A 24,563-nucleotide genomic window follows, 5' to 3' on the forward strand; every position below is an offset into this window, starting at 1 on the left:
GAACGCACTCTTGAACGGCCGCTGAAAAGCCTTATGGCATAATCCGCCGCTCTTTTTCGGCCCCCTCAAGCCCCATCCCATGCTCGATTTCATTCTCAGCCCGGCCTACGCCCAGGCTGCCGCGCCTGCCCAGCCCAACGCCCTCGTGCAGTTCGCGCCGCTGGTCGTCCTGTTCGTGCTGTTCTACTTCCTGCTGATCCGTCCGCAGATGAAGCGCACCAAGGAGCATCGCCAGATGCTCGAGAAGATCGCCAAGGGCGACGAGGTGGTGACCAACGGCGGCCTCGCCGGCAAGGTCGCCAGCATCGGCGAAGCCTATGTCACCCTCGAAGTCGCCGAAGGCGTCAGCGTGAAGGTGCAGAAGGCGTCCGTCGGCAGCGTCCTGCCCAAGGGCACGCTCAAGACCCTGTAATTGAATCGATGCCGAAGCGGCCGGGCCGGTTCGGCCGCCGGCTGCTCCGGTTGACCGGAGTCTTTCGATGCGTCCCTACGCAAGCTGGAAGTACGTCGTACTCGTCGTCGCCCTGCTCGTGAGCGCCCTGTATGCGGCGCCCAATCTGTATGGGCAGGACTGGGCGGTGCAGGTTTCACTCGAATCGGGCGATCCGCTGCCCGAAAGTGCCGGAGCCCGTATCGACGCCGCGCTCAAGGAGGCGCAGATCGAGCCGGTGTCGAGCCGGCTGGAGTCCGGGCACTGGGTGCTGCGCTTCTCGACCGCCGAGGCGCAGCTGCGCGCCAACGAGGCGGTCAAGAAGGCGCTCGGCAACGACTACGTGGTGGCGCTGAACTTCGCCTCGAAGACGCCCGCCTGGATGGCCGCGCTCGGCGCCAAGCCGATGGCGCTGGGCCTGGACCTGCGCGGCGGCGTGCACTTTCTGCTCGAAGTCGACGTCAACGTCGTGCGCAAGAAGGCGATCGAAAACTACGTCAACGACATTCCGTCGGCGCTGCGCAAGGAAGACATCCGCTACAGCGGCCGTCGCCAGGCCGGTGACGGTGTCGAGCTCGATTTCGCCGACGCCGCCAAGCTCGACGCGGCGCGCAAGTTCATCGCCAAGGAATATCGCGAGCTCACGCTGAGCACGCCGCCGGATCGCCCGCTGACCTTGTCGGCGCGCATTTCCGACGCCGAGGCGCAGCGCATCCAGACCTTCGCGGTGCAGCAGAACCTCATCACGCTGCGCAACCGCGTGAACCAGTTCGGCGTGGCCGAACCGGTGGTGCAGCGCCAGGGCGCGAATCGCATCCTCGTGCAGCTGCCAGGCGTGCAGGACACTACGCGCGTCAAGGAATTGCTCGGCGCCACCGCGACGCTCGAATATCGCGCGGTCGACGAGAGTGGCAACGCGGCTTCGGCGGCGGCCAGCGGCATCGCGCCTGCGGGTACCGAGCTGTTCTACACGCGCGAAGGCCACCTTCCGTACCTGCTCAAGAAAGAGATCATCGCGAGTGGCTCGCAGCTCGTCGACGCCCAGCCCGGCATCGATCAGCAGAGCGGCACGCCGATGGTGTCGGTGACGCTCGACGGGCAGGGCGCCAAGCGCATGTTCGATTTCACCAGCAAGAACGTCGGCAAGCCGATGGCCGTGCTGTTCCGCGAGCGCAAGGTCATCACCACCTACAACGCCAGGGGCGAGCCGATGCGCGAGCACCAGGACGTCAACGAGATCATCTCGGTGGCGAGCATCCGCGGCGTGTTCGGCAAGAACTTCCAGACCACCGGCCTCGGCAGCAAGGAATCGCAGAATCTCGCGGTGCTGCTCAAGGCCGGCGCGCTCGCGGCGCCCGTCGACATCGTCGAGGAACGCACCATCGGCCCGAGCCTCGGTGAGGACAACATCCGCAAGGGCTTCCAGGCGGCGGCGCTCGGCCTGGGCCTCGTCGCGCTGTTCATGTGCTTCTACTACAAGGTCTTCGGCCTGTTCGCGATCGCCGCGCTGACGCTGAACCTGCTGCTGCTGATCGCCTCGCTGTCTCTGCTGCCGACGACGATGACGATGCCCGGCATCGCCGGCCTGGTGCTGACCATGGGTATCGCGGTCGACGCCAACGTGCTGATCTACGAGCGCATCCGAGAAGAATTGAGAAACGGCATGAGCCCGGCCAAGGCGATCGAAGCCGGTTACGACCGCGCGTTCCTGACCATCGCCGACGCCAACATCACCACGCTGATCGCGGCGATCGTGCTGATCGCGGTCGGCGCCGGTCCGGTGCGCGGCTTCGCGGTCGTGCTCGCGCTCGGTATCGCGGCTTCGCAGTTCACCGCCATCGTCGGCACGCGCGCGCTGGCCCATCTGGTGTTCGGGCGCCGCGCGCGCATGAACGATCTGCCGATCTGGTAAAGGAGCGCACCATGAAATTCTTCGCTCGCGTTCCCAACATCGACTTCATGGCCCAGCGCAAGGTGGGCCTGATCGTTTCCTCGGTGCTGACGATCGCCACGATCCTGCTGCTGGTCTTCCGCGGCCTGAACTTCGGCATCGACTTCACGGGCGGCGTGCTCGTCGAAGTGGCGTATCCGCAGGCGGTCGAGCTCGACGACGTCCGTACCCACCTCGAGAAAGGCGGTTACGAACGCGCGATCGTGCAGTACTTCGGCACTACGCAGGACGTGCTGATCCGCCTGCCTCCCGCGGCCAACGCCAATTCGGCCGAAGTGAGCTCGCGCATCCTCGAAGCGCTCGATGCGCGAAACGAGAACATCGAGCTGCGCCGCATCGACTTCGTCGGTCCGCAGGTCGGCGAGGAGCTGACCGAGAAGGGCGCGCTCGCGCTGCTCGTCGCTTTCATCGGCATCGCCGTCTACATCATGCTTCGCTTCGAGTGGAAATTCTCGGTCGGCGCGGTGTCGGCGCTGATTCACGATGCGCTGATGGCGCTGGGCTTTCTGTCGATCTTCTGGGTGGAGTTCGACCTGACCACGCTCGCGGCCATCCTCGCGCTGATCGGTTATTCGAACAATGAAACCATCGTCATCTACGATCGTGTTCGCGAGAACCTGATTTCGCAGCGTCGTTCGGACATCTTCGAAGTGGTGAACCTGTCGATCAACCAGACCGTGCTGCGTTCGGTGATCACGCACTTGACGACGCTGCTGGTGTTGACGGCACTGCTCCTGATGGGCGGCGCTAGCGTGCACAGCTTCTCGGTGGCGCTGATCGTCGGTGTGATCGTGGCGACGTATTCGTCGATCTATGTGTCGACGGGACTGGCGATCGTGCTGGGCATTTCGCGCGAGGATTTGTTGCCGCCGAAGGAAGAGGCGATCGACGAATCGCCGTGACGGTGGCGGGTTGGCTTTGTGTTCTTGAGCCTGCTCGGCTCTGAAGGTGTTTGGCCTTCCCGGCCGGGTCTTACTTTCTTTGCTCCTGCAAAGAAAGTAAGCAAAGAAAGCAGGCCCCGAAGTCCGCGCCCGTTCGTCGTTGCACGACGAACGGGTCCCCGGCTGGAGCGACGTGCTCGGGGTCGCTTCGACGCGACATCCTAGGGGAGTCGCCAAGCTGGTTAAGGCACTGGATTTTGATTCCAGCATGCGAAGGTTCGAATCCTTCCTCCCCTGCCATGGATGCCCGCCGAGTTTCGTCGCGACCAGAATGTTGCATCGCGTCGAAACTCCTGCCCCGAGCACGTGAGCAGCGCAGGGGACTTTCGCGCAGCGAAAGTGCGTCACCAGGGTGTGCTTTCTCCTGGTTACTTCTCGTTGCACAAGCAAAGAGAAGTAACGCCCGACCGGCGAGGTCAAAAGCCTCAGCGCTCAGCTAACCCCTAAGCGAAGCTAGCGCCACGGAAGCAGCCACCGAAGCGCAAGCTAATGCGGCAACCGCAACCCAATTTCCGTGATTTTCTCTCCCTCCATCCGCTTCACCACCAACTCCATCTCGCCGAGCCGCAGGCGATCGCCGACCACCGGCCGCGGAATCACCGAAGCGAAGAACTCCACCACGCTGCGATGCTTCGCCGAATCGGGCAACTCGAGCCCGTAGGCATCCGCGAGCGCCGTCGCCGGCGCTTTGAGGTCGATCACGAATTCGCCGAAGAACGGAACCTCGATGCCCCCGTCGCGCTTGGTCTTGGGCTTGAGTCCATCGGCGCGGAAGATTTCGTCGAGCGCCGGCAGCTCGTCCTGCGAGGCGAGCAGGGCGATGTAGTCGCCCGCGCGCAGCGTGCCCCATTCGCGGTAGCTGATGACCTTGCCGCGCCGCGCCAGGCAGACGATGCGCGAGAGATCGTTGATCGGCAGCTCCTTGGACTTGAGCCCGAGCAGCGGGCTGTTCTCGCCGATGTAGTAGCTCACGATCTCGTAGCCGCGCGTGCCGGGCAGGTCGAAGTCGCTGCGATGCACGAGCGCAGTGGTCGCGGGCATCTGCAGGCCGAGCAGGCGCGCGGCCGGCGCCACGCTCCAGCCCTGCACGACGAGCGAAACCAGCACGATGAAGAAGGCGACGTTGAAAACCACCGCCGCGTTCTCGACTTCGGCCAGATACGGGAATGTGGCGAGCACGATCGGCACCGAGCCGCGCAGCCCGACCCAGGCGATGTAGGCCTGCTCGCGCCACGGAAACCGGAACGGGGCCAGCGCAAGCGCGACCGAGACCGGCCGGGCGACCACGATCAGCACGAGGCTGATGATCAGGCTCGGAATCGCCAGCGGCAGCATTTTGCTCGGCGTGACGAGCAGCCCCAGGATCACGAACATGCCGATCTGCGAGGCCCAGGCGACGCCGTCGTGAAAGCGGCGAATGCCGCCGAAGGCGCGCACCTTGCGGTTGCCGAGCACCACGCCGGCCAGATACACGGCCAGAAAACCGCTGCCATGCAGCGACGAGGTGAGGCCGAAGATGAAGAGGCCGCTGAACAGGGCCATCAGCGGATACAGCGAATCGGACAGCTTGAGCCGGTTCAGCGACCAGGCCAGCGCGCGTCCGCCGAAGATGCCGATCAAAGCCCCGAGCCCCATCTGCTGCACGAGGAACAGCAGCGCCTCGAACCAGCGATAGGTGTCCGGTGCCTGCAGGTATTGCAGCAGGCCCAGCGTCAGGAACACCGCCATCGGATCGTTGGTGCCCGATTCGATCTCGAGCGCCGAGGTGACGCGTTCGTTGAGATGCACCGCGTTGGTGTGCAGCAGCGAGAACACCGCGGCCGCGTCGGTGGAGCCGACGATGGCCCCGACCAGCAGGCCTTCGGCCGGGGTCAGATCGAGGCACCAGGCCGCGAACAGCCCGACCACGGCCGTGGTCACGACAACGCCCACGGTGGCGAGCGAAACCGCCGGCGCGAGGCCGACGCGGAAGGTGGTCATGCGCGTGCGCATGCCGCCGTCGAACAGCACCACGGCCAGCGCCGCGGTGCCCGCGAGGTTGGCGAGCGCGAAGTCGTGGAACTGGATGCCGCCGGGCCCTTCCTCGCCGGCGAGCATGCCGACGATCAGGAACACCAGCAGCAGCGGGACGCCGAGGCGCGGCGACAGGATCGAAGCGAGGATCGAAACGATGAACAACAGGCCGCCGACGAGAATCAGGTGATTGGCGATTTCCATATCGGCCGCTGCGGTGTCGGGGTTCGTGTTTCGAGTGGGAGGTCAGCAGCCTCTATGCAGCAATCGTTCCTTGCGGTCGCCCAAAGCGCGATGCGCTTATTCGGCGTCCGGCGCCGCGGCGAAAGGCGCCGCGGCCTTGAGCATGTCCGCGAACTGGCCATGCAGCTTGGGATTGCCGACCAGGATGTTGCCGGTGTTGAGCGGATCGCCGTTGCCATAGATCTCGCTGATCATGCCGCCCGCTTCCTGCACCAGCACCATGCCGGCCGCGATGTCCCAGGGCTTGAGGCCGAGCTCCCAGTAGGCATCGAGACGGCCCGCCGCGACGTAGGCCAGATCGAGCGAGGCCGCACCGGCGCGGCGCACGCCGGCCGTGTTCTCGACGATGGTCGTCAGCATCGGCAGATAGGCCGGCAGCTTGGCCGCGCGGATCGGCACGCCGGTGCCGACCAGGGCCTGGTCGAGATCGCGGCAGTTGGAAACGCGGATGCGGCGGTTGTTGAGCGTGGCACCGGCGCCGCGGCTGGCGACGTAGAGATCCTGCGTACACGGGGCGTAGATCACGCCGTGCTGCAGCACGCCCTTGACCTGGATGCCGATCGAAACCGCGAAGTGCGGCAGGCGATGCAGGAAGTTGGTGGTGCCGTCGAGCGGATCGATGATCCAGGTGACTTCGTTCTCGCCGATCTGGCCGCCTTCCTCGCCGAGGATGGCGTGGTGAGGGTAGGCCTTGTGGACGGTGCGGATGATTTCGGCTTCGGCTCCGCGATCGACCAGCGTGACGAAGTCGTTGCGGCCTTTGTGCTCGACCTGAAGGGTATCGGCGCGCTCGAGATGGCGCATGATGAAGTTTCCGGCGCTGCGCGCTGCGGAAACGGCGATGTTCACCAGGGGATGCACGGTAGGGGCAAGGAGCGAAGGGGACGAACGTTAGAATAGCAAACCCGCCCGCCTCCCTCGTGCCGCCCGTGTCCGAATCGCCGTCCCCGTCACTGCACGAGGCTTCGCCCGAAGCCTCGACGAGCCCGCTCGACAACATCGTCATCGTGCTCAGCGGTACCCAGCATCCCGGCAACATCGGCTCGGCTGCGCGCGCGATGATGACGATGGGCCTGATGCAGCTGCGGCTGGTCAATCCGCACCGCTTTCCGCACGAGCAGGCCACCGCCATGGCCAGCGGAGCGCAGTCGGTCCTCGATTCGGCGCAGCTGTTCGAGTCGCTCGAAGCGGCGGTCGCCGACTGCGCCTTCGTCGTCGGCAGCTCCTCGCGTCGGCGCTATCTGGGCGACGAACCGCTGAGCCCGGCCGAGACCGCCAGCGTGCTGCTCGAAACCGCAGGCGCGGCGGAATCGGCGGCGCCCGTCGCCCTGGTGTTCGGTTGCGAGCGTACCGGCCTGACGGCCGAGGAACTCGATCGCTGCCACCGCCTGACGACGATCCCGTCGAACCCGGTCTATCCGTCGCTCAACCTGGCCGCGGCCGTGCAGCTGCTGTGCTGGGAACTGCGCCGGGCGGCGATCGCGCCGCCGAAGATTTCGCTCAAGGAAGACCCGGGCTACATGAACGGGCGCTTCGGGCCGCCGACGGCCGAGCAGATGGAGCAGTTCTACGAACACCTGGAGCGCGTGCTGCTCGGCACCGGCTTTCTCGATCCGCGCAATCCGCGGCTGCTGACGCGCCGGCTGCGCCAGCTGTTCAACCGGGCGCGGCCGGACACCAACGAGCTCAACATCCTGCGCGGCATTCTCAAGTCGGTGGAGCGGCCTAAAAAGCGCACGCCGCGGGTGAAGCCTGGCCCTGCGGCCGGGCCCGAGGCCGGGGGCTGAGTACCGAATCGGTACAATCTCAGGCCGTTCCGGTCTTGAACCGGGCCTGTTCACCCGCACTGGTTCTCCATGTTCGCCCGCATCCGCGAAGACATCCGCAGCGTTTTCGAACGCGATCCCGCCGCCCGCTCGGTCTGGGAAGTGATGACGTGTTATCCGGGCCTGCACGCGGTCTGGGCGCATCGAATCGCGAACTGGTTCTGGCGGCACGGCTTCCTGTGGCTCGGGCGCTTCGTTTCGCATCTGGCGCGCTGGCTCACGGGGATCGAAATCCATCCGGGTGCCAAGCTCGGCCGGCGCTTCTTCATCGATCACGGGCTCGGCGTGGTGATCGGCGAGACTGCCGAGGTCGGTGACGACTGCACGCTCTACCAGGGCGTGACGCTCGGCGGCACCTCGCTCGCTGGCGGCAAGCGGCACCCGACGCTCGGCAACAACGTGGTGGTGGGCTCGGGTGCCAAGGTGCTCGGCAGTTTCACGGTCGGTGACGGAGCCCGCATCGGCTCGAACGCGGTGGTGGTCAAGGAAGTGCCTCCCGGCGCGACCGCGATCGGCATTCCGGCGCGCATCGTCCAGGAGCAGCAGAAGCCGGTGGTGTCGGAGAGCGCCAAGAGCGTGGCCGACCGGCTCGGTTTCGACGCCTACGGTGTCACGCGCGACATGCCCGACCCGGTCGCCAATGCGATCAGCGCGATGCTCGACCACATTCACAAGCTCGACGCCCAGCTCGCCGATCTGCACGCGGCGCTGAACCAGGCTCGGCTGCCGGTCCCGGCCGCGAGCCTCGACAAGCTCGAGTTGCCCGATTTCTGCGCCGAAGACGCCGAACCGGTGAAGAAAGTCGGCAACGGCTGAGCTGCGAAGTCCCCCGATGCCGATCTACTTCGACCACAACGCCACCACGCACCTCGATGCGCGCGTGCTCGAGGCGATGATGCCCTACCTGTCCGGGCCGGCCGCGAACCCCTCGAGCCTGCATCGCTACGGCCGCCTGGCCCGCGATGCGATCGAGGCCGCGCGCGTGCAGGTGGCCCAGCTCGTCGGCGCCCAGCCGCGCGATGTCATCTGGACGTCGGGCGGCACCGAGGCCAACAACTACGCGATCAAGGGCGTCATGCAGGCCGTGTGCGGGCGCGTGCCGTCAAGAGTCCTGTACGGCGCGACCGAGCATCCGGCCGTCATGGAAGCGGCCGAATCGCTGCGCTCGAGCGGCTGCGAGGTCGAGGCGATAGCGGTCGACCATCGCGGGATCATCGATGCGAATGCGCTCGAGGCGCAGCTCGCGAAAGCGCCGACGCGGCTGGTCTCGATCATGCGCGCTAACAACGAAACCGGCGTGATCCAGGACATTCCGGCGCTCGCGGCCATCGTCCACGCGGCCGGTGCCTGGCTGCACGTCGATGCGGTGCAGGCGGCCGGCAAGCTCGCGGTCGACATGGACGAACTCGGCGCCGATCTGCTGACGCTGTCGAGCCACAAGATCTACGGGCCCAAGGGCATCGCCGCGCTGGTGGTGCGCTCGGACGTGGAGCTCGAAGCGCTGCAGCACGGCGGCGCCCAGGAGCGTGGCCGCCGCGGCGGCACCGAGAACGTCGCCGCCATCGCCGGCTTCGGCCGCGCGGCCGAACTCGCGATCGAAGAACTCGACCCGCGCACGCAGCACTACGCGCAGCTCATCGAGCAGCTCGACGCCGGGCTCCGGCAGATTCCCGAGATCGTGATGTTCGGCGACGGCGTCGCCCGGCTGCCGAACACGCGCCAGTTCGCGCTGAGCGGCTACGACGGCGAAGCCTTGCTGATGGAACTCGATCGCAAAGGCATTGCCGTATCGTCGGGCTCGGCCTGCGCCTCGGGATCGGGTGAGCCGAGCCACGTACTGCTGGCGATGGGCTTCGATCCGGTGACCGCCAAGGGCGCGATCCGCGTGAGCGTCGGAGTCGTCAACACCACCGATGAAGTAGCGCGGTTTCTGCACGTGTTGGCGGAGATCGCAGGGACGCTGAGATCATGATCGAATCGATTACCGCGGAAGACCGCGCCACCACGCTGCGAAACGCGGCGCACCGAGTCGAAGTGTCGCTGCTCGCGCTCGAAACCTACGACGCCAAGCACGCCGGTCTCGGGCTCACCGAAGAGCAGCGTTCCGATCGGCATCTGCTCGTCGACGTCGCCTCGCAGCTGGTCTGGGAGTACATCGTGCAGCGCGAGATGAGCGGCCTGCGCGATCACCGCGAAGCGCGCGAGCAGTACCGGATTCCGGACGAAGTCTGGCGCCGCATGGGCGCGACGCCGCGTCCTTCCTGATTCGTTTTCCGCCGCCGTGATCTACCTCGACTACGCCGCGACCACGCCGCTCGATGCGCGCGTGCTCGAGGCGATGATGCCGGCCTTGGTGGCCGACGGCCTGCAGGCCAACGCGGCGTCCTCGCATGCGCCGGGGTTTCGCGCGCGCGCCGCGGTGGAGCGGGCGAGGGCGCAGGTCGCCGAACTGCTCGGAGCCGAGGCGAGCGAGATCATCTTCACCTCGGGCGCTACCGAATCGAACAATCTCGCGATCAAGGGCGTGCTCGAATTTCGCGGGCTGCGCCAGGCGCATGTGGTGACCTCGCGCATCGAGCACAAATGCGTGCTCGACACCTGTCGCTACCTCGAGACGCAGGGCGCGCGCGTGACGTATCTGAAGCCCGGCGCCGACGGTGCGATCACGCCCGAGCAGGTGCTCGACGCGCTGACGCCCGACACCGCGCTGGTGTCGCTGATGTGGGTCAACAACGAGATCGGCGTGCGCAACGACATCGAGCGTCTGGCCCCGCTGCTGCGCGAGCGCGGCGTGCTGCTGCACGTCGACGCGGCGCAGGCCTCGGGGCGCATCGACATCAATCTAAAGCAGACGCCGGTCGATCTGCTGAGCGTCTCGGCGCACAAGGCCTACGGGCCCAAGGGCATCGGCGCGCTGTTCGTGCGCCGCAAGCCGCGCGCCCGGCTGGCGCCGCAGATGCACGGCGGCGGGCACGAGCAGGGCATGCGCTCGGGCACGCTGGCGACGCACCAGATCGTCGGCATGGGCGCGGCTTTCGAGATCCTGCGCCGCGAGGGCGCGGCCGAAGCCGAGCGCATCGCCGCGCTGCGCGAGCGCTTCTGGCAGGGCTTGCAGGGCCTAGACAGAATTCATCGCAACGGCGCGGGGCCGAGTGCACCGCATGTCCTCAACGTGAGCTTCGAGGGCGTGGAAGGCGAATCGCTGCGCGCGAGCCTGGCCGACCTTGCGGTGTCGAGCGGATCGGCCTGCTCGTCCGCGACCGCCGAGCCGTCCTACGTGCTGCGCGCGCTGGGCCGCGACGACGAACTCGCCAACGCCTCGCTGCGGTTTTCGTTCGGGCGGTTCACGACGGCCGGGGAAGTCGACGCCGCGGCCGAGCGCGTGTGCCTGCAGGTGAAGCGCCTGCGCTCGATCTCCGCGCTTTGGAACTGAAGCCATGAGCATCGAACACGGGATCGACCCGGCCAACCCCTTCGACTATCCGCAGCCGATCTGGAGCCGCTTCGAACGTTGTGTCGGCGAAGCAGCCGAGCGTGCGGGTCGCTTCGCCGACGGAACACCCGGCGTTGCCGAAGGCCGGGCCGGCACGCCGGCCGCCCGGTCGGTGCTCGAACTGCAACTGCGCTTCGACGGCGAGCGCGTCGCCGATGCGCGTTTCCGCGCCTACGGCTGCCCGAGCAGCATCGCGGTCGGCAGCTGGATCGCCGACTGGAGCATCGGCCGCAGTGCGTCCGAACTCGCCGGCCTGAACGCGCGCCAGCTGCGCGAGGTTCTTGAAATTCCCGAGGACCGGGCCCACTGTGCCCTCATGGGCGAGGACGCAATCAAGGCGCTGCTCGCCCGCCGCAGCCAATCGAGTACCCAGACATGAGCATTCAACTGACCGAGTCCGCAGCCCGCCGCATCGACGCCCAGATCGCCAAGCGCGGCAAGGGCCTGGGCCTGCGCGTCGGGGTCAAGAAGTCGGGCTGCTCGGGTTACGCGTACACGATGGACTACGCCGACGAGATCGGTGCCGAAGACCAGGTCTTCGAAGCCCACGGCGCCAGGCTCGTGGTCAAGGCCGAACATCTGCCGGTGCTCGAGGGCCTGACCCTGGACTGGCAGAAGCAGGGCCTCAACGAGTCGTTCAAGTTCCTGAATCCGAATGTGAAAGCCCAGTGCGGTTGCGGCGAGAGCTTCGCCGTTTGAGGCCTTAGACGCTGCCGCAGCCGCCGTCGATCGCCATCGAATGGCCGGTGATGTAGGCCGCCTCGTCCGAGCATAGATAGGCGACCGCGGAGGCCACGTCGTCGACGGTTCCGGGGCGGCCCATCGGCACGCGCCCGACCACGCCGCTGACGAATTCGGGCGCCTGGCTCAGCACCTTGAGCCCGAGCCCGCCGTCGATGAGCCCCGGGCAGACCGCGTTGATGCGGATGTTCTTGCCCGCGTATGAAAGGGCGGCCGACTTGGTGAGACCGACGATGCCGTGCTTGCTCGCCGTGTAGGTCGCCGACGGGCCGCCGTGCAGACCCCACAGCGATGAGTTGTTGACGATCACACCGCCGCCCTGGGCGAGCATGAGCTTGATCTCCTGCTTCATGCAGTAGTACGTGCCGGTCAGGTTGACGCGGATGCAATCGTCCCAGAGCGCGTCGTCGGATTCGTCGAGCGGTGTGCGTCCGCCGCCACGCCCGGCGTTGTTGAAGGCCGCGTCGAGCCGCCCGTAATCGCGCTTGAGCCGTTCGAACAGCTCGGCCACCGAGGCCGAATCGCCGACATCGGCGGCGTAGGCGTCGGCGAGTCCGCCGGCAGCGCGGATCGTCTCGGTGGTCTCGTTGGCGGCCGATTCGCGCACGTCGCAGACCGCGACCCGATACCCCTTGCCGGCGAAGCGCAGGGCGGTGGCGCGTCCGATATCGCCGGCCGCGCCCGTGATCAGAATGCTCGGCCGTGTGGCCATGTGGTGTTCCCTGAGTTCGGTGCGCGTCGCCTTTCTCCTTGGCCCGCACATCTCGTTGCAAACATGATGTCCCGTTCATGGCGGCAATCCCACGGGTAGCTTTGACCCAATCATTGCCGGGGGACGCAAGGCCGGCAGACCCGGCGGACGCTGCGATACCATGGCGCCATGCGCCAATACCTCGATCTCATGCGCCACGTGCTCGACCACGGGGCTACAAAATCCGACCGCACCGGCACCGGCACGCTGTCGGTCTTCGGTCACCAGATGCGCTTCGATCTGGCCGAAGGTTTTCCGGTTCTGACGACCAAAAAGCTGCATCTGCGTTCGATCATCGTCGAGCTGCTGTGGTTTCTGCGTGGCGAGACCAACATCGGCTGGCTCAAGGAAAACAAGGTCTCGATCTGGGACGAATGGGCTGACGAGGCCGGCGAGCTCGGGCCGGTCTACGGCAAGCAGTGGCGCAGCTGGCCGGCACCGGACGGCCGGCAGATCGACCAGATCCAGCTGCTGCTCGACCAGATCAAGGGCAACCCGGATTCGCGCCGGCTGATCGTCTCGGCCTGGAACGTCGGCGAGATCGACAAGATGGCGCTGATGCCCTGCCACGCGCTGTTCCAGTTCTACGTGGCCGACGGCAAGCTGAGCTGCCAGCTGTACCAGCGCTCGGCCGATATCTTTCTGGGCGTGCCGTTCAACATCGCATCCTATGCCCTGCTGACGATGATGATCGCGCAGGTCTGCGGCCTGAAACCTGGCGAATTCATCTGGACCGGCGGCGACTGCCACCTCTACAGCAACCATCTCGAACAGACCCGCCTGCAGCTCTCGCGCGAGCCCAGGAAGCTACCGACGATGACGATCAACCCCGAGGTGCGCGACCTGTTCGCGTTCAGGCTAGAAGACTTCGTGCTGTCGGATTACGACCCGCATCCGCACATCAAGGCGCCGGTCGCGGTCTGATGCCGAAGCTCGAACTGATCGCCGCGCTCGACGAGAACAATCTGATCGGCAAGAACGGCGACCTGCCGTGGCGGCTGCCGGCGGACTTGCAGCACTTCAAGCGGCTCACGCTCGGCAAGATCGTGCTGATGGGCCGCAAGACCTGGCAATCGCTCGGCCGTCCGCTGCCGCAGCGCGAGAACTGGGTCATCACGCGCGATGCGGGTTTCGAAGCGCCCGGCGCGACGGTGTTTTCGAGCCTCGATGCGGCGCTGGCAGCGGGCGACGGGCTCGACACGATCATGGTCATCGGTGGTGCCGAGCTGTATCGGCAGACCCTCGATCGCGCCGACGTGCTGCACCTGACCCGCGTACATGCGCATGTCGAAGGCGGCGATACCTGGTTTCCGCCGATTCCGCCCGGCTTCGTCGAAACCACGCGCGAGCCGCATGCGGCCGACGAGCGCCACGCCCACGCGTACAGCTTCATCACGCTCGAGCGCCGCGGCTGAGCCGACGCCTCGCCGCTGTCCGCACTGCCGTTGTGAGCGCTTCAGCTGCGCTGCTATAAGCTCGGCCATCCCACAACGACGCGCAGCATTCCACCATCCAAGGAGACGACGATGTCCGACCTCAAGGCACAGTTCGAACAGGCGCAGAAGGACGTCCGCAAGCTGACCAAGAAGCCGAGCGACAACGATCTGCTCGCGCTCTACTCGCTGTTCAAGCAGGCTACCGAAGGCGACGTCAGCGGCCCGCGCCCGGGCATGCTCAACGTCGTCGCGCGCGCCAAGTACGACGCCTGGGCCAAGCTCAAGGGAACCAAGAACGATGCGGCGATGAAGCAGTACATCGCCAAGGTGGAAGAGCTGCAGAAGAAGCTCGGCTGATCAGGCCGCGCCAACGAAAAAGCCCGGCGAAAGCCGGGCTTTTTCGTTGCGGCGAGAGTATGTTTCAGAGTTGCTGCAAGCCCTGCTGGCCCGCGTAATCGCGGGCGAACTGCTTGGCCACGCGGCCCGAACGCGAGGCGCGCGACAGGGCCCAGCGCAGCGCGAGTCTTTCGCCCTCGGGGCTCAGCACTTCGACGCCGAGCATGCGCAGGTGCGCACGCACCAGATCGAGATACTGCGCCTGGTTGAACGGCTGGAACGACAGCCACAGGCCGAAGCGTTCGGACAGCGAAATCTTCTCCTCCGCGGATTCGCCCGGATGCAGTTCCTCGCCTTCCCAGCGATATTCCTCGTTCTCTTTGGTGAACTCCGGCATCAGATGGCGGCGGTTCGACGTCGCGTAGATCAGCACGTTCTCGGGGGCTTCCTCGACGTCGCCGTCGAGCGCGGTCTTGAGCGCGGCGAGCGAGCGATCGTTCGAGGCGACCGAGAAATCGTCGACGTAGAGAATGAAGCGCTCGGGCCGCTTGCGCAGCGGGGCGACGATGTCGGGCATCTCGATCAGATCGTGCGGCGGCACTTCGACCAGGCGCAGGCCGCGGTTGCCGAACTCGTTCAGCAGCGCCTTGACGAGCGACGACTTGCCGGTGCCGCGCGAGCCCGTGAGCAGCGCGTGATTGGCCGGCAGGCCTTCTACGAACTGGCGCGTGTTGCGCACGAGCAACTCCTTCTGCCGGTCGATGCCGAGCAGCGAATCGAGCCGCAGGTTCTGCGGAAAGGAAACCGGCTGCAGCGCTCGGGAGCGCCAGCGGTAGGCGAGGGCGTCGTTCATGGCGCGCATCATAGGCCCGAAGCGGCGGACGATGTTGCGCCCACGAGCGCCCCGTCACGCGGCGAGCGTGCCCGTGTGTTTTATGCTTGCGCCATGATCGATTCATCCGCATACGACCGGGCGCTGGCCGAGCTCGGTTACTCCGCGTTTCGCGCCGGCCAGCGCGAGACCGTCGAAACGCTGCTGCAGACTCGCCGCGCCCTGCTTGTCGCTCCGACCGGCGGCGGCAAGAGCCTGTGCTATCAGCTGCCCGCGCTGCTGCTGCCGGGCACCACGCTGGTGATCTCGCCGCTGATCGCGCTCATGCAGGACCAGGTGTCGGCCTTGCAGGCGCGTGGCGTGGCAGCGACGTTCTTCGCGTCGACGCTCGACGCCGCCGAATCGCGCGCCCGGCTCGATGCGCTCTCGCGCGGTGAATACAAGCTCGCCTACATCGCGCCCGAACGGCTTGCGCTGCCGGGCTTTCGCGAGCGGCTCAAGCGTCTCGGCTGCCCGCTCGTCGCGGTCGACGAGGCGCATTGCATCAGCGAATGGGGCCACGATTTTCGTCCGGAATACGGACAGATCGGCGAGCTGCTCGCCGAGCTCGCGCCGCCGCACGTGCTCGCCTGCACCGCAACGGCGACGCCGATCGTGCGCGACGAAATCATCGTGCGGCTTGGCCTGCCCGCGGATACGCCGCAGCTCGTGCGCGGCTTCGCGCGGCCGAATCTCGCACTGCGCGCGGCCGAAGTCGGCGGCTCGCGCGAGCGCGCCGCGCGCGTCGACGCGCTGCTGTCCGAGGCGCTGTTCGCGCCCGGCGCCGGACGCGGTGCGGCGATCATCTATTCGCCGACGCGTCGCATGGCCGAGGAAGAATCCGAGCGCCTCGCCAGCGCGGGCTGGAAGGCCACGGTGTATCACGCCGGCTTGCCGGCCGATGCGCGCGCTCGTGCGCAGGCCGCGTTCACGCGCGGCGAGGCCGAGATCGTCTGCGCGACGAACGCCTTCGGCATGGGCATCGATCGCGGCGACGTGCGCGCGGTCGTGCATCTCGGACCGCCGGGTTCGATCGAGGCCTACTACCAGGAAGTCGGGCGCGCGGGCCGTAACGGCGGCGATGCGCTGGGCTTGCTGTGCTGGCAGCAGAACGATCTGCCGCTGCGCCGTCGCCTGCTCGAAGCGCCGGGCGGCGATGCGCAGAGCGACCCCGAAATCGTCGAGCACCGCTGGAATCTGTTTCTCGAACTGATCCGCTGGGCCGACGGCGCCGCCTGCCGCCACGACGCGATCCTGCGCTACTTCGGCGACGAGGCCGAAACCCTGCATGGCTGCGGCCGTTGCGACGTCTGCGTCGCCATCGACGCGGTCGACGAAGTGTCGGTCGAAGAAGCCACGCAGCTCGCGCGCAAGCTGCTGTCGGGCGTCGCGCGCTTGCAGAATCGCTTCGGCCTCAAGCAGGTCGTGCGCCTGCTGCATGGCGAATCCGAAGACCGGCTCGAACGCATGGGACTCACGCAGGTCGCCACCTTCGGCATCCTGCGTGAGCGCAGTGCGGACTGGATACAGCGTGCGCTTTCGCGCTGCGTGACCGCCGGCTGGATCGGCTTCTCGGGCGACCTGCATCCGGTGGTTCGGCTCACCGACGACGGTGTCGCGATCATGCGCGGACAGCGTGCGGCGCGCTGGTTGCCGCCGAGCGATGCGGCCAGCAAGAAGCCCAAGGAATCGCGCAGTGCGCGCGCGGCCCGCGTGGCGCCGGACGAGGAGCCCTTGGATGCGATCGAGCAGCTGCTGTTCGAATCGCTGCGCGAGGTTCGGCTCGAACTCGCCAAGTCCGAAGGCGTGCCGGCCTACGTGATCGCGCACGATCGAACCTTGCGCGAGATTGCGCGAATGCAGCCGCGCAGTCTCGACGAACTCGGCGCGGTTCCGGGCTTCGGCTCGCGCAAGCTCGAGCGCTACGGCGAGGCGTTTCTCGAAGTGCTCGAGAAATGATGCGGAGCAGCGAGCCATGAAAAATCCCGCCGATATCATCGAAACCGAGCGTCTCGCGCTGCGCCGTTTCACGCGCGACGATCTGCTTTGGCTCACCGAGCTCAACGCCGATCCCGAGGTGATGCGCTACATCGATGGCCCGATGAGTCCCGAGGCGACGAAGGACATGCTCGAAGGCCGCATCCTGCGCTACTACGACGAGCATCCCGGCCTCGGCATGTGGGTAACGGTCGAACGCGGCAGCGGCCGGATCGTCGGCTCGCATCTGCTCAATCACATTCGCGGCGAGGCGCCGATCCAGGTCGGGTATCGGCTGTTCAAATCGGCTTGGGGAAAGGGTTATGCGACCGAGATGTCGGTGGCCTTGCTCGAATACGGCTTCACGCAATTGAAGCTGCCGACGATCGTCGCGATCACCGATCTCGACAACACCCGCTCGCAGCAGGTGCTGCTCAAATCCGGCCTGCATCGCAACGGCGAGCGCCGCTTTGCGGCCTACAGCAACGGCGCGCCGCTGGCCTGGTTCGAGCGCGCTGCCGCCGACTGGCTCGCGGAGCGTCGTCCGTAGCGCGGGTTGATACCTGCCCTTTCATGCTGGTCGCGATCTCGATGGCGGGTTTCCAAGCCGCCCTGCCGAGAGGGCGCCTTTCGTCGAATTGGCAGCCGATGACCAAGGATTAAGATGCGGCGCATGAACAAAGCTCCCGCACTCTCCGTCCTCGATCTCGTCCCGGTGTCCGAAGGCACGGCGCCTTCCGATGCGATCCGCCGCGTCGGCGATCTCGCCCGGCTTGCCGAAAAGCTCGATTACGCGCGCATCTGGTACGCCGAGCATCACGCCTTGCCGTCGGTGGCGTGCTCGGCCCCGGAGCTGCTGATCGGGCACGCGGCCTCGGTGACGCAGCGCATTCGCGTCGGCTCGGGCGGCATCATGCTGCCGAATCATCCATCGCTGCGGGTAGCCGAGAACTTCCACACGCTGCGGGCGCTGTATCCGAACCGCATCGACCTCGGCGTCGGCCGCGCACCGGGCGGCGTGCCGAACGTTCCGCGTGCGCTGCGTGCCGCGCCGGGCGAGATGTTCGGCCAGCAGCTCGCCGAGCTTTACGCGTACTCGGCGCCAGACTGGAGTCAGGTGATGGACCCGTCGACCGAGGTTCACGCGGTTCCGGCCGATGCGGGCCTGCCGCCGATGTGGCTGCTCGGATCGAGCGGCGCTTCGGCGCGCATGGCCGGCGCGGCCGGCCTGGGCTACGCGTTCGCGACGCACTTCAGCCCGACGCCGGCCGCTCCGGCCATGCGCACGTATCGCGAGAGCTTCCAGCCATCCGACGAGCATTTCCCCGCGCCGCACGCGATCCTGTGCGTCGCGGTGATCTGCGCGCCGACCGATGAAGAAGCGCGCTATCTGGCCGGCAGCATGGAGCTGGCCTGGGTGCGTATGCAGTCCAACCAGTTTCCGCCGCTGCCGAGCCCCGAAGCCGCGGCGGCTTATCAGTACGGCTACGAGAGCGAGGCGCTCGAACGCTTTCGCAAGCTCGCGGTGATCGGCTCGCCGACCACGGTGCGCGAGCGCCTGCTCGACCTTGCACGCGACAACCAGGCCGACGAACTCATGCTGATCACCAACGTCTGGGATCACGTGCTGCGGCTGCGCTCCTACGAACTCGTCGCCGAGGCGATGAGGGCCTGATCGACGCGTTGTGCTTACGCCAGTTTCTTGTGCCGGTTGCGGCGGTTCACGCCGGGCTCGGCGCCGTAGCGGCGGCGGAAGTCGTCTTCGTACTCGCGGTAATTGCCTTCGAGGAACACGATCTCGCCGGAGTCTTCGAAAGCGAGGATGTGCGTGGCGACGCGATCGAGGAACCAGCGATCGTGCGAGATCACGAGTGCGCAGCCCGGGAAATCGAGCAGCGCGTCCTCTAGTGCGCGCAGGGTTTCGACGTCGAGATCGTTGGTCGGTTCGTCGAGCAGCAGGGTGTTGCCGCCGGACAGCAGCAGCTTGGCCAGATGCACGCGATTGCGCTCACCGCCCGACAGGTCGCCGATGCGCTTGCCCTGGCTCTCGCCCTTGAAGTTGAAGCGGCCGATGTAGGCGCGGCTCGGCATTTCGAAGCTGCCGGCGCGGATGATGTCGTTGCCGCCCGAGATTTCCTGGAACACGGTCTTGCTGCCGTCGAGCGCGTCGCGGCTCTGGTCGACGTAGGCGAGTTTCACGGTCTCGCCGATCGTGATCGTGCCTTCGTCGGGCTGCTCCTGGTTCAGCAGCATGCGGAACAGCGTGGTCTTGCCGCGGCCGTTGGCGCCGATGATGCCGACGATGGCGCCGCGCGGCACGGTGAAGTTGAGGCCCCTGTAGAGCCAGCGGTCGCCGTACTTCTTGCCGACGTTGTTGACCTGAATGACGTTGTCGCCGAGGCGCGGTCCGGGCGGAATGTAAAGCTCCTTGGTTTCGGAGCGCTTCTGGAACTCCTGGCTTGCCAGTTCCTCGTACGCGGCGACGCGCGCCTTGCTCTTGGACTGGCGGCCCTTGGGGTTCTTGCGCACCCACTCGAGCTCTTCCTTCATCGCCTTGGCGTGAGCGTCTTCCTGCTTCTGCTCGGTGGCCAGGCGCTTTTCCTTGGTCTCGAGCCAGGTCGTGTAGTTGCCCTGGTACGGAATGCCGTGGCCGCGGTCGAGCTCGAGAATCCAGCCGGCGACGTTGTCGAGGAAGTAGCGATCGTGGGTGACCGCGATGATCGTGCCCGGGAAGTCCTTGAGGAACTTCTCGAGCCAGGCCACCGATTCCGCATCGAGATGGTTGGTCGGCTCGTCGAGCAGGATCATGTCCGGCTTGCTCAGCAGCAGCCGGCACAGCGCCACGCGACGGCGTTCGCCACCCGAGAGCTTGGTGACGTCGGCATCCCAGGGCGGCAGGTTCAGCGCCTCGGCGGCCTTGTCGAGGATCACGTCGATGTTCTCGGCGTCGGCGGCCGCAATCCTGGCTTCGAGGTCGGCCTGCTTGGCGGCCAGCTTGTCGAAATCCGCGTTCTCTTCGCCGTAGGCGGCGTAGACCGCGTCGAGATCGCTCTTGAGCTTGAGGATGTCGGCCAGCGCCTCTTCGACGTTCTCGCGGACGTTCTTGGACGGATCGAGCTGCGGCTCCTGCTGCAGGTAGCCGACCTTGAGGCCCGGCATCGGCCGCGCCTCGCCGTGAAACTCCTTGTCGACGCCGGCCATGATGCGCAGCAGGGTCGATTTGCCCGCGCCGTTGTAGCCGAGCACGCCGATCTTGGCGCCCGGGAAGAACGACAGCGAAATATCGCGCAGGATCTCCTTCTTCGGCGGGACGGTCTTGCCCACCTTGTTCATCGTATAAACGTATTGGCTCATGGGATCTTCGAATCGCTGGAATCGCAGAAAAACGTGGGAATGCTGGGAGATGGCGGACCGGAGGTCGCCCGATGCGTCGCTCGGACGTGCATTATCGGTTACCGCGTCGGGAGCCGGCTAGGGGCGGGGCAAGGGCCGCTCTCGGCTTGAAGGTTTGCGCTTCCGTGCGCGGACGAACGCCGGGCCGCGAAATGCTGGATTCGATGTGCTGGGCGAGGCGCTGAAAAGGGCCTCGCCGCCGCATTTTTTTGCGATTCATGAGAAAAGTACTGCCCAAGCGGGGACGGTTCGGACGAAAATTCACGCACCCGGTGTCCGGCTCAGCCGTTGGCTTGAAAAAAAACCGCGCGCCTTTCCTGCGAATCCGACCATGACCGCTACCGCCTCGAACCTGAGCCCGCCGCCCGGCGTGCATGCCTTTGTCATCAGCATGCTGCGCAGTGCGGACCGGCGCCTGGCCATGCAGCAGAAATTGCAGCGCAGTGGCCTGCAGTTCGAATTCTTTGACGCCGTGGAGGGCGCGAAGATCGACCGCACGCAGTTTCCGGCCGGCCGGGCGCTGTCGAACGCCGAACTGGGCTGCTACCTGAGCCACGTCGGCGTCTGGCGCCGGGTCGCCGAGTCGCAGTTCGACGGCGTGCTGGTGCTCGAGGACGACGTCAGCGTCATCGACGATATCGAGGCCCTGTGCGGTGAACTCGGACGCCTGCCGGTGCAGCCCGACATGGTGCGCGTTTCCAGCCTCAAGCCTCCCCGCGGCCCGAAAATCTTCGGCCTGAGCGCAGGGCGGAACCTGCTGCTGGCGCGGATCAACCCGAGCGGCTCCCAGGGCTACTGGCTCACGCGAGCGGGCGCGCGGCGGCTGCTCGATTGCTGGGCGACGCCGACGCGGCCTTTCGACAAGGCGCTGGACCGCTATTGGCAGCACGGCCTCAAGGTCTTGCTGCTCGACCGGCCGGCCGTGTGGGAAACCCCGGGTTTCGCAAGCACCATCGCCCAGCGCAGCAGCAAGCCGCAGGCCTACCTGCCGCGCAAGCTCGAGAACGCCCGGCGGGCCTGGGCGGTGCGCCGCATTCGCCTGAAGCTGGAGCGCGAACTGCGGGCAGCGGCCGTGATTGCCGAGCCGGCCGCCGCTCCGGCGACCGCGCCCACCTAGGCCACCGCGGGCTGCGCGGCCTGCAGGCGCCCGCCACTGAGCCGGATCACCTGGTCGGAAACGCCGAGCCAGGCCGGGTGGTGGGTCACCGAGATCACCGTCAGGCCCTGCTCGCGCACCAGCCGCAGGACGTTGGCGATGATCATCTCCTCGGTCTGCGGATCGAGCGCGCTGGTGGCCTCGTCGAGAATCAGCAGCTTGGGCTGGTGCAGCAGCGCACGCGCCAGGGCGATGCGCTGGCGCTGGCCGCCCGACAGCGCCGAGCCGCGCTCTCCGACGACGGTGTTCGCGCCCTCGGCCAGCTGATCGACGAAATCCGCCCCGGCCGCGCGCAGCGCGCGTTCGATGTCGGCTTCGGTGAAGCGCGGCTCGCCGAGCGTCATATTGGCCGCGATGGTCTCGTGGAACAGGATCAGCTCCTGCGGCACGTAGCCGATCAGCGAGCGCCACTGGATCAGGTCGATCTCGGACAGCGGCTGGCCGTCGACCAGAATCCGCCCCGATTGCGGCTGGTGGAAGCCCAGCAGCACGTCCACCAGCGTGGTCTTGCCGGCGCCCGACGAACCGGTCACCGATACCAGCGTGCCGGTCTCGATCTGCAGGTCGATCGACTGCAGGATCGGCTTGCCGTCGTAGCTGAAGCCCACGCCCTCGAATGCGATCTGGCGGTCGAGCGTCGGCGTCAGGCGGCCGCGCTGCGATTCGGCCTGCTCGCGGGCTTCGGCGATCGCGTCCTCCACCGTGATCAGGCCGTTCTGGTTGGCGTAGAAGTTCTGCAGTTCCTGCTGGCTCTTGCCGATCACCATCACCGTCTTGATCAGCAGCAGGCACATCACGATGACCTCCGCGACGGGCATCTTGAGCACCGTCAGCGAGACGAAGATGCCGGCCGCCAGGCACAGCGCGAGGATCGGCTCCTGCAGCGCCTTGTTGACGTTCTTGGCGAAAGCCTGGCGCCGGTAGGTGCGCTTGATCTCCTTGAGGTCGCGGTCGAACAGCTGCGCGAAGCGGGCCTGGCGCGACATCGCCTTCATCGGCTTGATGCCGATCAGCACGTCGGTGAGCCGGCCGAGGATCACGCGCAGCAGCGCCGACTGGTTGCGCGCCATGGCCTTGGAGATCGTCAGGAAGCGGGCCAGCGTGCTGAGCATGATCGCGCTGACCAGCAGCGTGAACACCGCGAGCTGCCAGGACACCAGCGCCGCCACGCTGAGGTAGACCACCGCCTGCACCGACTGCGAGAGCATCTGCATCGAGGCCATGTAAGCCTCGCCGGCGCCGGTCGCCTCGGCCCCGAGCGCGGCCGAGAAGCGGCCCACCGGCTGGTGCACGTAATAGCTCCAGCGCGCATTGATCAGCGCGTCGACGAGCCAGAGGCGCAGCTTGGCGGAGACCTCGGCCACCGTCGTGCTGACCATGCGCGTGGTCAGCACCATCAGCACGCCCTTGAGGATGGTGCCGCCGACGACCAGGCCGAGCAGCACGACCGGATCGTGCGGAATATGGACCGAATCGAGCGCCCCGAGAATGATCTTGCTCATGCCGCTGGCCTTGGCCGCATCGTCTCCGAGCACCGACATGAGCGGCAGCAGGCTGGCGATGCCGAAGCCGTCGGCCAGGCTCGCGACGATCACGCAGAGCGCCACCAGAGCGGCGCGCCGCGTCGGGATCAGGCCCGAAAAGCGCAGGAACGGGATGCGGCCGAGCAGCGATCGGTCGGCTGCGCGAGCGGGCTGGGAAGCGGGTCGAGGCGAGGTCATGAGCGTACGCGCGAAGGGGCGTCACGATAGCGTAAAAAGACTGCCCGGTTGGGTGCGACCGCCGGGAAGCGGCGAGGCGGCGCGCTGCCGATTTGGCGGAATCAGAACCGACAGGGGTGGCCGAGGTCGTTATGCTAGCGCCCCGTCATCGCCTCCCGACCGCCGATGTTCCCCATCCCGATCCGCGTTTCGCCGCCTGCTCGCCGCGGGCCCCGCTGAGCATGCGCCGCTTCGCCGTCGTCACCACCTGCCATGCGGCGGGCTACGAAACCTACGGGCGCCTGATGGCGCAGACCTTCCTGCAGTACTGGCCGGCCGAGGTGACGCTCGACTTCTATACCGAAGGCTTCGACTGCGAACTGCGCGACGGGCGCCTGCGTACGCATGATCTGCTCGCGAGCAGCCCGGGCCTGGTCGCGTTCAAGCAGCGCCATGCCGACAACCCGGTCGCGCACGGCAAGAAGCCGCCGTTTCGCCGGCTGACGCTGCCGGGCGGCATCGCGATTCCGCTTCCGCTGCGCAGTCGCAAGAAGTCTTACCGCTACAACGCGGTGCGCTTCGCCCACAAGACTTTCGCCATCTTCGACGCCGCCCGCCGCGTCGATGCCGACGTGCTGATCTGGGTCGACGCGGACACGCGCTTCTTCGCCCCGGTGACGCTCGAGATGCTCGACAGCTTCATGCCGCCGGACTGCTTCGTCGGCTGCCTGCGCCGGCCCAAGTTCACCGAGGCGGGTTTCGTCACCTACAACCTGCGGCACCCGCAGACCGCGCAGTTCCTCGACGATTTCGAGCGTCTCTACACGCAAGACCTGCTGTTCGCCGAGCGCGAATACCACGACGCCTTCCTGTTCGACGTGGTCCGCGAGCGCGCCGAAGCGCGCGGGGCCCGCAGCTACGACATCGCCGAGGGCGTCGGCGCCAAGGCCAGCCACGTGCTGATCAATTCCCGGCTCGGCTGCTTCATGGATCACATGAAGGGCAATCGCAAGGAAAGCGGGCAGAGCCGGGCCGGCGATCTGGTGGTAGCGCGCGACGAAACCTACTGGCAAGAGTGCGGCTCGGCGCCCACGAAGCCGGGCAAGCCCTAGTCAGGGCGCCCGCAGCTCGCGCCGGATCGAAATCGGATTCGAGAAGCGCAGGAATGAAATGCGGGTGAAGAAGGGGGCGGTAGCGGATTCGGTCGCGGCGGGAACCGTGCAAGGCAGCGCAGCCTTAGCCGATTGAGGCAGCGATTGAGCCGACGGCCGAGTCGGGCGGTTTTCGCGTACGGCGCGGCCCGGT

General features: G+C 66.8%; 24 protein-coding genes and 1 tRNA gene. 19 read left to right on the top strand and 6 right to left on the bottom strand.

Annotated features, from left to right (window positions below):
* The first annotated feature begins 79 nt into the window (after positions 1-79).
* The 4 genes from yajC (at position 80) to WQQ_RS14125 (ending at position 3,562) form a co-directional block, all read left to right on the top strand.
* A complete protein-coding gene (gene yajC, locus WQQ_RS14110) occupies positions 80-412 on the top strand; it encodes a preprotein translocase subunit YajC (protein WP_007185889.1) in 333 nt (110 codons plus the stop codon).
* A gap of 67 nt (positions 413-479) precedes the next feature.
* Positions 480-2,342, top strand: a complete 1,863-nt coding sequence (gene secD, locus WQQ_RS14115; protein ID WP_007185890.1) for a protein translocase subunit SecD — start codon at positions 480-482, stop codon at positions 2,340-2,342.
* Between the two features lie 11 nt (positions 2,343-2,353).
* A complete protein-coding gene (gene secF, locus WQQ_RS14120; protein ID WP_007185891.1) occupies positions 2,354-3,283 on the top strand; it encodes a protein translocase subunit SecF in 930 nt (309 codons plus the stop codon).
* 202 nt (positions 3,284-3,485) lie between these two features.
* Positions 3,486-3,562: transfer RNA gene (locus tag WQQ_RS14125), tRNA-Gln, on the top strand.
* 246 nt (positions 3,563-3,808) lie between these two features.
* Here the strand turns inward: WQQ_RS14125 and WQQ_RS14130 are convergent.
* Together WQQ_RS14130 and WQQ_RS14135 are read right to left on the bottom strand one after the other, a co-directional pair.
* Positions 3,809-5,539 (bottom strand): potassium/proton antiporter, encoded by a 1,731-nt coding sequence (locus WQQ_RS14130; RefSeq protein WP_007185892.1) that lies wholly within the window; start codon positions 5,537-5,539, stop codon positions 3,809-3,811.
* A gap of 96 nt (positions 5,540-5,635) precedes the next feature.
* Positions 5,636-6,427, bottom strand: coding sequence for an inositol monophosphatase family protein (locus WQQ_RS14135; RefSeq protein ID WP_007185893.1), 792 nt, complete (start codon positions 6,425-6,427; stop codon positions 5,636-5,638).
* 80 nt (positions 6,428-6,507) lie between these two features.
* Here WQQ_RS14135 and WQQ_RS14140 point away from each other — a divergent pair, with 80 nt between their 5' ends.
* The 7 genes from WQQ_RS14140 (at position 6,508) to WQQ_RS14170 (ending at position 11,596) form a co-directional block, all read left to right on the top strand.
* On the top strand, positions 6,508-7,365 hold the full coding sequence (locus tag WQQ_RS14140; protein WP_007185894.1) for an RNA methyltransferase: 858 nt from the start codon (positions 6,508-6,510) through the stop codon (positions 7,363-7,365).
* A 69-nt stretch (positions 7,366-7,434) separates the two neighbouring features.
* Positions 7,435-8,220, top strand: coding sequence for a serine O-acetyltransferase (gene cysE / locus WQQ_RS14145; RefSeq protein ID WP_007185895.1), 786 nt, complete (start codon positions 7,435-7,437; stop codon positions 8,218-8,220).
* 16 nt (positions 8,221-8,236) lie between these two features.
* The gene (locus WQQ_RS14150) at positions 8,237-9,376 is read left to right on the top strand and encodes a cysteine desulfurase family protein (RefSeq protein ID WP_007185896.1); all 1,140 of its coding nucleotides are present in this window, start codon (positions 8,237-8,239) and stop codon (positions 9,374-9,376) included.
* Positions 9,373-9,669, top strand: a complete 297-nt coding sequence (locus WQQ_RS14155; RefSeq protein WP_007185897.1) for a DUF6665 family protein — start codon at positions 9,373-9,375, stop codon at positions 9,667-9,669. The genes WQQ_RS14150 and WQQ_RS14155 overlap by 4 nt, the downstream gene beginning before the upstream one ends.
* A 16-nt stretch (positions 9,670-9,685) precedes the next feature.
* A complete protein-coding gene (locus tag WQQ_RS14160) occupies positions 9,686-10,837 on the top strand; it encodes an aminotransferase class V-fold PLP-dependent enzyme (protein WP_007185898.1) in 1,152 nt (383 codons plus the stop codon).
* Positions 10,838-10,841: 4 nt separating this feature from the next.
* Entirely contained in the window at positions 10,842-11,276 is a 435-nt protein-coding gene (locus WQQ_RS14165) for an iron-sulfur cluster assembly scaffold protein (protein ID WP_007185899.1), read from the top strand.
* Complete coding sequence (locus WQQ_RS14170) at positions 11,273-11,596, top strand: HesB/IscA family protein (protein WP_007185900.1); 324 nt, start codon at positions 11,273-11,275, stop codon at positions 11,594-11,596. Before WQQ_RS14165 ends, WQQ_RS14170 begins: the two co-directional genes overlap by 4 nt.
* Before the next feature lie 4 nt (positions 11,597-11,600).
* On the opposite strand, the gene WQQ_RS14175 is transcribed toward WQQ_RS14170, so the two are convergent.
* Positions 11,601-12,350 carry an SDR family NAD(P)-dependent oxidoreductase gene (locus tag WQQ_RS14175; protein ID WP_007185901.1) on the bottom strand — a complete coding sequence of 250 codons (750 nt, stop codon included), beginning with the start codon at positions 12,348-12,350 and terminating at the stop codon, positions 11,601-11,603.
* 168 nt (positions 12,351-12,518) lie between these two features.
* On the opposite strand from WQQ_RS14175, the gene WQQ_RS14180 reads away from it, so the two are divergent.
* The 3 genes from WQQ_RS14180 to WQQ_RS14190 all read left to right on the top strand — a co-directional run bounded on the left by WQQ_RS14180 (position 12,519) and on the right by WQQ_RS14190 (position 14,182).
* Complete coding sequence (locus WQQ_RS14180) at positions 12,519-13,313, top strand: thymidylate synthase (RefSeq protein WP_007185902.1); 795 nt, start codon at positions 12,519-12,521, stop codon at positions 13,311-13,313.
* Complete coding sequence (locus WQQ_RS14185; protein ID WP_007185903.1) at positions 13,313-13,804, top strand: dihydrofolate reductase; 492 nt, start codon at positions 13,313-13,315, stop codon at positions 13,802-13,804. The genes WQQ_RS14180 and WQQ_RS14185 overlap by 1 nt, the downstream gene beginning before the upstream one ends.
* Before the next feature lie 111 nt (positions 13,805-13,915).
* A complete protein-coding gene (locus tag WQQ_RS14190; protein WP_007185904.1) occupies positions 13,916-14,182 on the top strand; it encodes an acyl-CoA-binding protein in 267 nt (88 codons plus the stop codon).
* 64 nt (positions 14,183-14,246) lie between these two features.
* Here the strand turns inward: WQQ_RS14190 and WQQ_RS14195 are convergent, their stop codons facing one another.
* On the bottom strand, positions 14,247-15,014 hold the full coding sequence (locus WQQ_RS14195) for an ATP-binding protein (RefSeq protein WP_007185905.1): 768 nt from the start codon (positions 15,012-15,014) through the stop codon (positions 14,247-14,249).
* Between the two features lie 93 nt (positions 15,015-15,107).
* On the opposite strand from WQQ_RS14195, the gene WQQ_RS14200 reads away from it, so the two are divergent.
* From WQQ_RS14200 to WQQ_RS14210, 3 genes are all read left to right on the top strand, one after another.
* On the top strand, positions 15,108-16,991 hold the full coding sequence (locus WQQ_RS14200; protein ID WP_007185906.1) for a RecQ family ATP-dependent DNA helicase: 1,884 nt from the start codon (positions 15,108-15,110) through the stop codon (positions 16,989-16,991).
* A 16-nt stretch (positions 16,992-17,007) separates the two neighbouring features.
* A complete protein-coding gene (locus WQQ_RS14205) occupies positions 17,008-17,559 on the top strand; it encodes a GNAT family N-acetyltransferase (protein WP_007185907.1) in 552 nt (183 codons plus the stop codon).
* A 123-nt stretch (positions 17,560-17,682) separates the two neighbouring features.
* Entirely contained in the window at positions 17,683-18,684 is a 1,002-nt protein-coding gene (locus WQQ_RS14210) for an LLM class flavin-dependent oxidoreductase (protein ID WP_237715064.1), read from the top strand.
* Positions 18,685-18,698: 14 nt separating this feature from the next.
* On the opposite strand, the gene ettA is transcribed toward WQQ_RS14210, so the two are convergent.
* A complete protein-coding gene (gene ettA / locus WQQ_RS14215; RefSeq protein ID WP_007185909.1) occupies positions 18,699-20,363 on the bottom strand; it encodes an energy-dependent translational throttle protein EttA in 1,665 nt (554 codons plus the stop codon).
* Between the two features lie 205 nt (positions 20,364-20,568).
* Between ettA and WQQ_RS14220 the strand changes: the two genes are divergently transcribed.
* A complete protein-coding gene (locus WQQ_RS14220) occupies positions 20,569-21,519 on the top strand; it encodes a glycosyltransferase family 25 protein (protein WP_157534692.1) in 951 nt (316 codons plus the stop codon).
* Here WQQ_RS14220 and WQQ_RS14225 read toward each other — a convergent pair.
* On the bottom strand, positions 21,516-23,279 hold the full coding sequence (locus tag WQQ_RS14225; RefSeq protein WP_007185912.1) for an ABC transporter ATP-binding protein: 1,764 nt from the start codon (positions 23,277-23,279) through the stop codon (positions 21,516-21,518). The genes WQQ_RS14220 and WQQ_RS14225 overlap by 4 nt on opposite strands.
* A 221-nt stretch (positions 23,280-23,500) precedes the next feature.
* On the opposite strand from WQQ_RS14225, the gene WQQ_RS14230 reads away from it, so the two are divergent.
* Entirely contained in the window at positions 23,501-24,370 is an 870-nt protein-coding gene (locus WQQ_RS14230) for a hypothetical protein (RefSeq protein WP_007185913.1), read from the top strand.
* The last annotated feature ends 193 nt before the right edge of the window (positions 24,371-24,563 follow it).

Source organism: Hydrocarboniphaga effusa AP103 (assembly GCF_000271305.1).
Taxonomy (GTDB): Bacteria; Pseudomonadota; Gammaproteobacteria; order Nevskiales; family Nevskiaceae; genus Hydrocarboniphaga; species Hydrocarboniphaga effusa.